This window comes from Thalassospira sp. UBA1131, assembly GCF_002311515.1.
Lineage (GTDB): Bacteria > Pseudomonadota > Alphaproteobacteria > Rhodospirillales > Thalassospiraceae > Thalassospira.
The window spans coordinates 8,533-16,963 of the sequence record NZ_DCAO01000009.1 but is presented as its reverse complement, the minus strand read 5'-3'; the positions used below and the strand labels follow the sequence as shown (position 1 = coordinate 16,963).

Genomic DNA, 8,431 nt, shown 5'->3' with positions numbered 1-8,431 from the left:
ATCGGCTTGAACGCACGCGATGCGACAAGCACCGGTTTCTTGGCCGAACGCACAACCCGTTCAAGGTTGGAGCCCAGATGCAGCTTGGCAAAATCGGCGGCTTCACCGCGTTTGCCAACCAGAATCAGATCGGCATCGCCTTCGAATTCGGCAATGGTTTCGATCAGATCGCCATGGCGAAGCTTGGTGGTGACGGTGGCAACGCCCTTTTCCTCAAGCCCGGTTTTGGCTTCTTCAAGCAGCAAACGACCGCGCTTGAGTTCGAGCTTGTTTTTCTGCTCGTCGAGATCAGCCAGTTCTTTTAGCAGGGCCGAACGGGCACCGAGTTTGAGATTGCCACTGAGGTCGGCCGGTTCGGAATCGGTATTGCGCCGGCCCAGCACGTGCATCAGTTCGACCGAGGCGTCGGTGCGTTCTGCCACCCAGCGGGTCAGGTCGCATACACTTTGCGAATAGCCTGATCCATCGATCAGTGCGATCAGATGTGTCATGGATCGTCTTCCTTTCCCAGTTTCCCTAGTGGCCCATCAGGCGTTCAAGCGCGCCGGGCTTGTCGTGGATGGCCAGTTTATCGACGATTGTCTCGCTGGCTTCATTGAGGCCGATCAACTCGACTTCGGCCCCTTCACGGCGGAATTTGAGCACGACCATATCAAGGGCTGCAACACTTGAAATGTCCCAGATATGCGCGTGGCTGACATCAATCGTGACCTTGTCGAGCGCTTCGCGGAAATCAAATGCCTTGGTGAAGTCTTCGACCGAGGCAAAGAAGATCTGGCCGCGCACTTCGTAGGTGCGGTGCGTGCTGTCAGGCGACAGCGTGCTGGTGACGCGGAAAATCTGCGCGATCTTCCATGCAAAGAAGATACCCGAAAGCAACACACCGACCAGAACACCGATGGCCAGGTTGTGCGACCCCACCACGGTAATCACGGTGGCCAGCATCACGATCGACGAGCTGCGTGGATGGTCCTTGAGGTCCTTGATCGAGGACCAGCTGAATGTCCCGATCGACACCATGATCATGATCGCGACAAGGGCCGCCATCGGAATGATCGCCACCAGATCGCCCAGAACCACAATCAGGATCAGAAGGAAAATCCCGGCAAGGAAGGTCGACAGGCGGCAACGGCCACCCGATTTGACGTTGATCACCGACTGGCCGATCATCGCACAACCGGCCATACCGCCGATAAAGCCGGTAAAGAAGTTGGCGATCCCCTGACCATAGCATTCGCGCGTGCGGTTGGACGTGGTGTCGGTCAGATCATCAACGATCTGGGCCGTCATCAGACTTTCCAGAAGACCGACCGCCGCGACCGCCGCCGAATAGGGCAGGATGATCAGGAAGGTATCAAGGTTCAGCGGCACATCCGGGAAATAGATTGCCGGGAAGGCATCGGGCAGCGCGCCCATATCGCCCACGGTGCGCAGATCGGCATCGATAAAGAACGACAAGCCGGTCAGAACGATGATGCAAATCAGCGGCGACGGGATCACCTTGGTGATGCGCGGGAACAGATAGATGATGGCAAGGCCGCCTGCGACCATCACATAGGTCATATAGCTGACATTGGTCAGTTCCGGCAGCTGGGCCATGAAGATCAGAATGGCGAGCGCATTAACGAACCCGGTCATGACCGACTTGGAAACAAAGCGCATTAGCGACCCCAGACGAAGCGCACCGGCCAGCATTTGAATGACACCGGCCAGAACGGTCGCGGCCAACAGGTAATCCAGCCCGTGTTCACGGACAAGCGATCCCATCAGAACGGCGGTGGCGGCGGTTGCCGCCGAAATCATGCCCGGACGGCCGCCAAATATGGCGGTGATCACGGCAATCGAGAAGGAGGCATAAAGCCCGACCTTCGGGTCAACACCGGCAATGATGGAAAAGGCAATCGCCTCTGGGATCAGGGCCAGCGCAACGACAAGGCCCGAAAGCACATCGGCGCGAATGTTGCCAAGCCATTCAGCCCGCAAACGCGGCAGAAAATCGCTATTCACAGAAAATCTCCGTCTCGGTCAAGCCCGACCGCGCAATCGCCAGATCTGCCGATTGATTGTCCTGCGGGCTGGAATGTCATCAGGCGGTCTTCATGATCCGTCAGCCGGAAATTCAGCGACAGGTCTCCCCAAGACCATCCCGTTCGTTGCTGCATCGCAGCAGGCTGTACCTATACCAATTTAAAGATTGGCACAACCGTGACACGGATTTGCCAAGGCATTTTGGCAAGCGCCGGACGGATAAAAAAACTGCCGGGCAACGAAGTCCCGGCAGGCGCAGTTTGGCGGAGGCCACAAAACTTTTGCCGATGTTGCTAGCCGGTGGCGCGCTCGTCGATCTGGATCGCTGCGAGGAACAGGTCGATCTCGCTGCGCAGATTTGCCGCCTGAACGGAAAGCTCATCTGCTGCGTTGGTTACATCGCGGGTTGCGTTTTCACTTTTGCAGGCAGCACTTTGAACACCATTGATGCTGTCGAGGACTTCGCGTGTGCCCTGTGCGGTGTCGCGGGCGCGAAGCGCGATATTGCTGGTGGCTTCACCCTGCTGGGTGACAGCCTGCGCCACCGTGTTCGAGATCGAGTTGATTTCATCAATGACCTCGGAAATATCGCGCATGGCTGTCACGGATTCCTGGGTTGCTTCCTGAATGGCCAGGATCTGCTCGCTGATTTCGCCGGTTGCGCGACTGGTTTGCGCGGCAAGGTTTTTGACTTCGTTGGCGACCACGGCAAAACCTTTGCCGGCTTCACCCGCCCGGGCGGCCTCGATCGTCGCATTGAGGGCGAGAAGGTTGGTCTGGGATGCGATATCACTGATCAGCGTGATGACTTCGCCGATTTTGACCGTACTTTCCGACAGGCTTTGGACCAGACGGTTGCTGTGTTCGGTTCGGGTGACGGCACCTTGGGCGATGGTGCTTGAGGTGCGGACATGATCGCCGATTTCCGCGACCGAGGATGACAGTTGCGTCGCCGCACTGGCGACGGAATTGATGTTGTCAGAAGCACGTTCGACAATGGTGACCACACCGCTTGCAAGGTGGGTTGTATCAGAAACTGCACCGGACATAACATTGGCCGTATTGCCCATCGATTCCGATGCATGGCACAGCGCCTGAACAACATTGTCTGCACGGGTGCGGAAGGTATCGACCGCATTTGCAACGGCGGTAGCGCGTTCAAGTTTTTCGCGGTTTTCCTCTTCGCGCTGACGGGTCAGGCGATCATTTTCCAGCAAGCTTTGTTTGAAATTGGCCAAGGCCTGCATGATGCGCGCAATGGCATTGTTGCCTTTGGTCGGGGGAATTTCGGCGTCGAGTTTCCCCGCGGCGAGCTGTTCCATCATGCTTACTGCATGGGTCAGCGGGCGCGTGATGCCCCGACCCAAAGACCAACCGACAATGGTGGCAATGGCCGCAACGATGACAAGGATCAGCAAGGATGCATTGCGCATGTTGATCGTCGGTGCGAACACTTCATCGGCGGAAACTGTTGCAACAAGTGCCAGCCGGGAGCCGAGGATTTCCAGCGGGGTATATGCCGAGACCACCTCTGTCCCGCCGAAATCATCAACCGTCATGGTGCCTGTTTCACCAGCAAGGGCGCGGTCAACCGGGGCTGCGCGGATTTCGCGCCGAAGGCTGGTTGGTTCGCTCATCAGGCGGGTGTCGTTGCGCATCAATCCATCTGCACCGACAAGATACGTATCGCCCGTTTCCCCAAGGCCTTGTGCGCCCTGCAATGTATTGTTGATGCGGTCTACCGGAATACGAACGGCCATAACGCCGATCAGGTTGCTGCCCGCTTCGTCATAGACGGGGGCTGCCATAAAGGCAGAAGGCTGACCATCGGCAAGGGTATACTGGCTGAAATCGATGAAACTGACGGTTCCCGGCTCTGCAGTGCTGGCAGCGACAAAGGCCCGCCCCAAACCGGTCGATGCATAGGCATCCTGGTTAAGGTCGATTGAGAAATCGTCAGTTTTCGAGACGCTGTAAAGGACACTGCCCTGCGTCCCGATCAGATAGATATCGCCATAGGAACGTTCGCGCCGCAATTGGCGAAGCCACGGGTGATACTGTTTGTGAATGTCAGAATAGGTTGAGCCATCCGCCGCCTTGTCGAGCATGTCTCGTTCAGAAGCGTTATGTGGATTTTGCTTGATGTAGAGATCGTGCAAAGTTGCCATTGCACTGCTGCCCAGATCGGACCAAGCAAAATCAAAAATAGTGATCGATTGGCGCAGCGCAGGGCTCGAAGACTGTAACACCAGATCCTGTTCAATGGATCGGAAATAGCCATCCAGTTCGCTTTGCCGCGCACTCACAACGGCGGAGAGCTTTTCGGTGGCCCCCATGTTCAGCGCATCGCGCGCAATCAGATAACTTGAAAGGGCCGTGGTGGCAGCAGCGACGATTGCCAAAATGGCGATTGTCGTCGGGATGACGCGCCGCAAAGACATAGAGGCAAGGAACGACACCAGACCCTCCTGACCGATTTCTGGAATGAGTGTTCAATTACTCAGTAAAGCAAAAATCCGATCCGGCGAATTCACATAGATGTGTCCAGGATGTGAGTCGGGTTAAGGTAAAAAGGCCTCCGAAAACTCGGTGACCTTTGCAATTACGAGTGATTGTATTAGGGAAATCTGCGGGTACGGGCACGAAGAACTGCGAAGATACGTTTGGCCTGCTGAAAAAGCCCAAATGTAAAGTCGGTAGGAGCAGGTAAGTGAGGGACTGTTACCTGCTCCCGTCCGGGATAGACCAAATGTTACTGGTTGGCTGCTTTGGCTGCTTTGGCGGCTTGGTCAATTGTGTCTGCGACCACTTTCGGCTGGGTCATGAAAATAGAATGACTGGCGGAAACCTTGGTGACCTTGGCGTTGATCCGTTCGGCCATCGCGGCCAGCATTTCGGGATCGAATGCCTTGTCCTCGGTTCCATAGACAGCCCAGCTCGGTTTTGTTCTCCAGGCGGCGTTTTGAAGCTTGGTTTCAAATGCCTTGAGGTTGATTGGAACCTGTGAGTCCCGCATGAAGGCGGCATCCGCATCGCTGACGTCATTTGCAAAGCCCTGTTTGAACTTTTCGGGTTCAACAAACGCATAACCGTCGGTGTGAACATCGAGGACGAATTCCGGCGGCGTTGTATAGCCTTCATAGAGCTGGCCTGTCGTTTCACCAGCATCCGGCGCGAGGGCCGCGACGTAAACGAGTGCGGCAACTTTGGGGTCTGCGCCTGCTTCGGTGATGACGGTTCCGCCCCACGAATGCCCGACGAGAACAGTCGGTCCATCCTGACGATCAAGGGCGCGCTTTGTTGCGGCAACGTCGTCGGCCAAAGACGTAAGCGGGTTCTGTACGATGGTTACGTTGTACCCGCGCGCCGTCAGATCATTGTAAACGCCGCGCCAGCCGCTTCCATCGGCGAATGCCCCGTGAACGAGCACGACATTGCGAATGCTGTTGCCGTCAGCGGTCTTGTCGTCTGCCTGCGCAGATGTTGCGGATACCAAGGACAATGCGATGGCAGCGGCGATGTTCAATATCTTGTTCTTCATTTCCGTAATCCTTTTCTGGTCAGTGTTATTATCGAATGTCGAAAGCAGCGCAGTGTTGGATGTCGCTTTGCGACGGGCTGTGGGATGCTTAATAGTTATCGCGATAAATGTTATTTCGATAACTATTAGGTTGGATTAATTCTCTTGTCCAGAAAATAATTATCGCGATATATATTATCGTGAATAAACCTTGAGATCAGGTGCCAGAAAGGAGTCTCTTTTGTCGGAAGAATCCAACATTCCCGTGCCCCTTGAAGATCAACTATGCTTTGCGATCTATTCCGCAGGGATTGCGATCCAACGGCTCTATAAGCCGTTGTTGAACAAACTTGGCCTGACCTATCCGCAATATCTGGTTCTGAATATCCTCTGGCAGCAAAACACCCAGAGCGTCGGCCAAATCGCTGATCGACTGGCATTGGAGTCAAGTACGCTGACACCCTTGTTAAAGCGTCTTGAGAGTTCCGGTATGGTACGGCGGGAAAGAAACCCGGATAACGAACGACAGGTTCTGATTACGCTAACACCCGCCGGATTGGCGCTTCGTGATCAAGCAGGTTGCCTTGGTGCTGCGCTGTTACAGGCCTCTGGTCAGAGCCCGGATGAGCTTGCGGATCTGAACAGCAAGACAAAGCAACTCCGTGATCTGATCTACCAGAACGGTGTGGACTGGTAACCGGCACGTTTTGATCGCATGGTCTTCAAACCGTCGGAACCGTGCCGCCATCAATGACATATTCCGTACCGGTTATGGCACCGGCACGATCAGATGCCAAAAATGCAATCAGGTTGGCGACTTCTTCGGGTTTTGTCGGGCGACCCAGTGGGATGCCGCCAAGTGCATCCATGATGATCTTTTTGCCACCGTCATAGTCGGTGCCTGCTTGTTCGGCCAGGCGTTCTGCCAAGTGCATGGCGGCTTCTGTTTCTATCCAGCCCGGTGAGACGCGCATGACGCGAACACCTTTGGGAGAGACTTCTTTTGAAAGCGCCTTGCTATAGGTCGACAAAGCAGCCTTTGCGGCGGCGTAGGCCGTTGTTGAGTCCGGCAGTGGGAGCTCGCGTTGGATTGAGGTCACGTGAATGACGACGCCTTGTCCCCGGGTGATCATATCTGGGATCAAATGCCGATCAAGTCGAACGGCGGGAAACAGGTTCAAGTTGAGTTCCTGATGCCAATGATCATCAGACAACGCGCGAAACCCACCAGCAGGTGAGGATGAACCGCCAAGCATATGGACGATAATATCCACACCGCCAAGGCGCTGTTTTGTTGCCTCTGCCACTGACAGGCAACCGTCGTCGGTGGTCAGGTCCGCTTCGATAAAATGATCGTCAGCAAACGTCTCCGGACGGGTGCGCGCTGTGGTCAGAACGGTTGTACCCAGTTCGCGCAATAGCTTGAATGTTGCGAGGCCTGCACCTTTTGTCCCGCCGGTAACAAGGGCGCGCTTTCCTTTCAGGGTAAGAAAATCTGACATCATTTCACCCCCATCTCGGCAATCTTTCCGTCCTTGATGCGAAAGACGTAGTTCAGCGTCACCGGGCTGTTTGGGAAATTTCCACTTACCTTGGTGCGAACCGTGACCTTGTTACCGGTTGTCTCTGTCTCAAGAGGCTCGGCGACATGGTTGTATTTTGCCTTCGCTGCCAGCCACCAGTTCTGGATTTCGGTCGATCCAACGTGACGTTCGCCTTCGTCGTGAACGATTGCATCCGTGCAAAACACTTTTGTCAGAATGTCAGGATCTTGGTTTCGATCGGCATCGAAATATGCCTGTACAGCATCAATCATATCCATCGCTTTCACTCCTTACGGTGACTTATATCTCGACAGATAATCCGGATTCATTGTACTAACAATACGGACAATAATTGATGTAGAGATGAAAAAATCGGGACAATGGAACGTATCGTCTTGAACGATCTGGAAGCTGTCATGGCAATTGCCAAACGCGGCACATTTCGCGGTGCGGCTATTGATATGGGGGTTTCGACGACAGCCTTGAGCCATGCAATCAGCAAGCTTGAGGCTGGTCTGGGTGTCAGGTTGTTTAACCGCACTACACGAAGCGTTTCGCTCTCGGATGCGGGCAGGCTGTTTGTCGACCAGGTCGGTCCTTCGCTTCAGAACATCCATGATGGATTGGAAGTGGTTCGCTCGCAAAGAGAGACGCCTTCAGGGACCATCCGTATCAATGCGGCCCCTTTTGCGGCGCGTGAGGTGATTTCACCACTTGTATTCGAATATCTTCGCCGGTTTCCGGACATGCATGTTGATCTGGTGACCGAAGGGCGACTGGTCGATATCGTCGCGGAAGGTTTCGATCTGGGGGTGCGGGTTTCGGGGTTGATTCCCAGCGACATGATCGCAGTGCCACTTGGTCGTGTTCAGCAATATGCCATTGTTGCATCCCCCGATTATTTCAAGGATCGCAAAAGGCCAATGGTTCCGCCGGATCTACTGAACCATAAATGCATCCGTGTGAGGTTGCCTGACGGGTCTGTTTTCAGATGGCGGTTTGAGAAAGACGGTGAAGCCGTTCAGATTGACGTGAATGGCCCCATCACACTGGACGAGGCAAGCCTTGCACGTGCGGCGGTTCTGGAAGGTATTGGGGTTGGCTGTTTTATGGAGCGTGATGTCCTTGCGGACATCGAAGCAGGGCACCTTGTGCGCGTGCTTGACGACTGGACGCTGCCTTTTTCCGAGCTGTGTCTTTATTATCCCGGACGGCGAAATTTGTCGGCCGGGCACAAGGCCTTCGTTGCGCTCGCCCGAGAACTGGGGCGGGGCGCTGCGTCAAATAAGCCGATTGTCAGTCCAATTGCACTCTGACCAAGGCTGTTGGCCAGAGTGCT

8 protein-coding genes are annotated in these 8,431 nt (G+C 55.0%); 2 read left to right on the top strand and 6 right to left on the bottom strand.

Features of this window, described 5'->3' with window-relative positions; all coding sequences use genetic code 11:
• From B3Z49_RS01335 to B3Z49_RS01320, 4 genes are all read right to left on the bottom strand, one after another.
• Window positions 1–491 (bottom strand): universal stress protein (locus tag B3Z49_RS01335; protein WP_296987683.1); only part of this gene is annotated, 491 nt, incomplete at its 3' end.
• 25 nt (window positions 492–516) lie between these two features.
• Complete coding sequence (locus tag B3Z49_RS01330) at window positions 517–2,007, bottom strand: SulP family inorganic anion transporter (protein WP_120223700.1); 1,491 nt, start codon at window positions 2,005–2,007, stop codon at window positions 517–519.
• Between the two features lie 314 nt (window positions 2,008–2,321).
• Window positions 2,322–4,487: a methyl-accepting chemotaxis protein gene (locus B3Z49_RS01325; protein WP_296987677.1), complete on the bottom strand. Its 2,166-nt coding sequence runs from the start codon at window positions 4,485–4,487 to the stop codon at window positions 2,322–2,324.
• A 293-nt stretch (window positions 4,488–4,780) separates the two neighbouring features.
• Entirely contained in the window at window positions 4,781–5,569 is a 789-nt protein-coding gene (locus B3Z49_RS01320) for an alpha/beta fold hydrolase (RefSeq protein ID WP_296987676.1), read from the bottom strand.
• 220 nt (window positions 5,570–5,789) lie between these two features.
• On the opposite strand from B3Z49_RS01320, the gene B3Z49_RS01315 reads away from it, so the two are divergent.
• A complete protein-coding gene (locus B3Z49_RS01315; RefSeq protein WP_210516269.1) occupies window positions 5,790–6,245 on the top strand; it encodes a MarR family winged helix-turn-helix transcriptional regulator in 456 nt (151 codons plus the stop codon).
• Between the two features lie 25 nt (window positions 6,246–6,270).
• Here the strand turns inward: B3Z49_RS01315 and B3Z49_RS01310 are convergent, their stop codons facing one another.
• Both B3Z49_RS01310 and B3Z49_RS01305 read right to left on the bottom strand, forming a co-directional pair.
• Complete coding sequence (locus tag B3Z49_RS01310; RefSeq protein ID WP_296987671.1) at window positions 6,271–7,050, bottom strand: SDR family oxidoreductase; 780 nt, start codon at window positions 7,048–7,050, stop codon at window positions 6,271–6,273.
• Entirely contained in the window at window positions 7,050–7,370 is a 321-nt protein-coding gene (locus B3Z49_RS01305) for a nuclear transport factor 2 family protein (RefSeq protein ID WP_296987669.1), read from the bottom strand. The genes B3Z49_RS01310 and B3Z49_RS01305 overlap by 1 nt, the downstream gene beginning before the upstream one ends.
• Before the next feature lie 102 nt (window positions 7,371–7,472).
• On the opposite strand from B3Z49_RS01305, the gene B3Z49_RS01300 reads away from it, so the two are divergent.
• Window positions 7,473–8,408: a LysR family transcriptional regulator gene (locus tag B3Z49_RS01300; protein WP_296987667.1), complete on the top strand. Its 936-nt coding sequence runs from the start codon at window positions 7,473–7,475 to the stop codon at window positions 8,406–8,408.
• The last annotated feature ends 23 nt before the right edge of the window (window positions 8,409–8,431 follow it).

Bases quoted from the DNA above. Each gene is read 5' to 3' on its own strand.
- B3Z49_RS01310 (WP_296987671.1), bottom strand. From the start codon at position 7,050: ATGTCAGATTTTCTTACCCTGAAAGGAAAGCGCGCCCTTGTTACCGGC.
- B3Z49_RS01320 (WP_296987676.1), bottom strand. From the start codon at position 5,569: ATGAAGAACAAGATATTGAACATCGCCGCTGCCATCGCATTGTCCTTG.
- B3Z49_RS01300 (WP_296987667.1), top strand. From the start codon at position 7,473: ATGGAACGTATCGTCTTGAACGATCTGGAAGCTGTCATGGCAATTGCC.
- B3Z49_RS01305 (WP_296987669.1), bottom strand. From the start codon at position 7,370: ATGGATATGATTGATGCTGTACAGGCATATTTCGATGCCGATCGAAAC.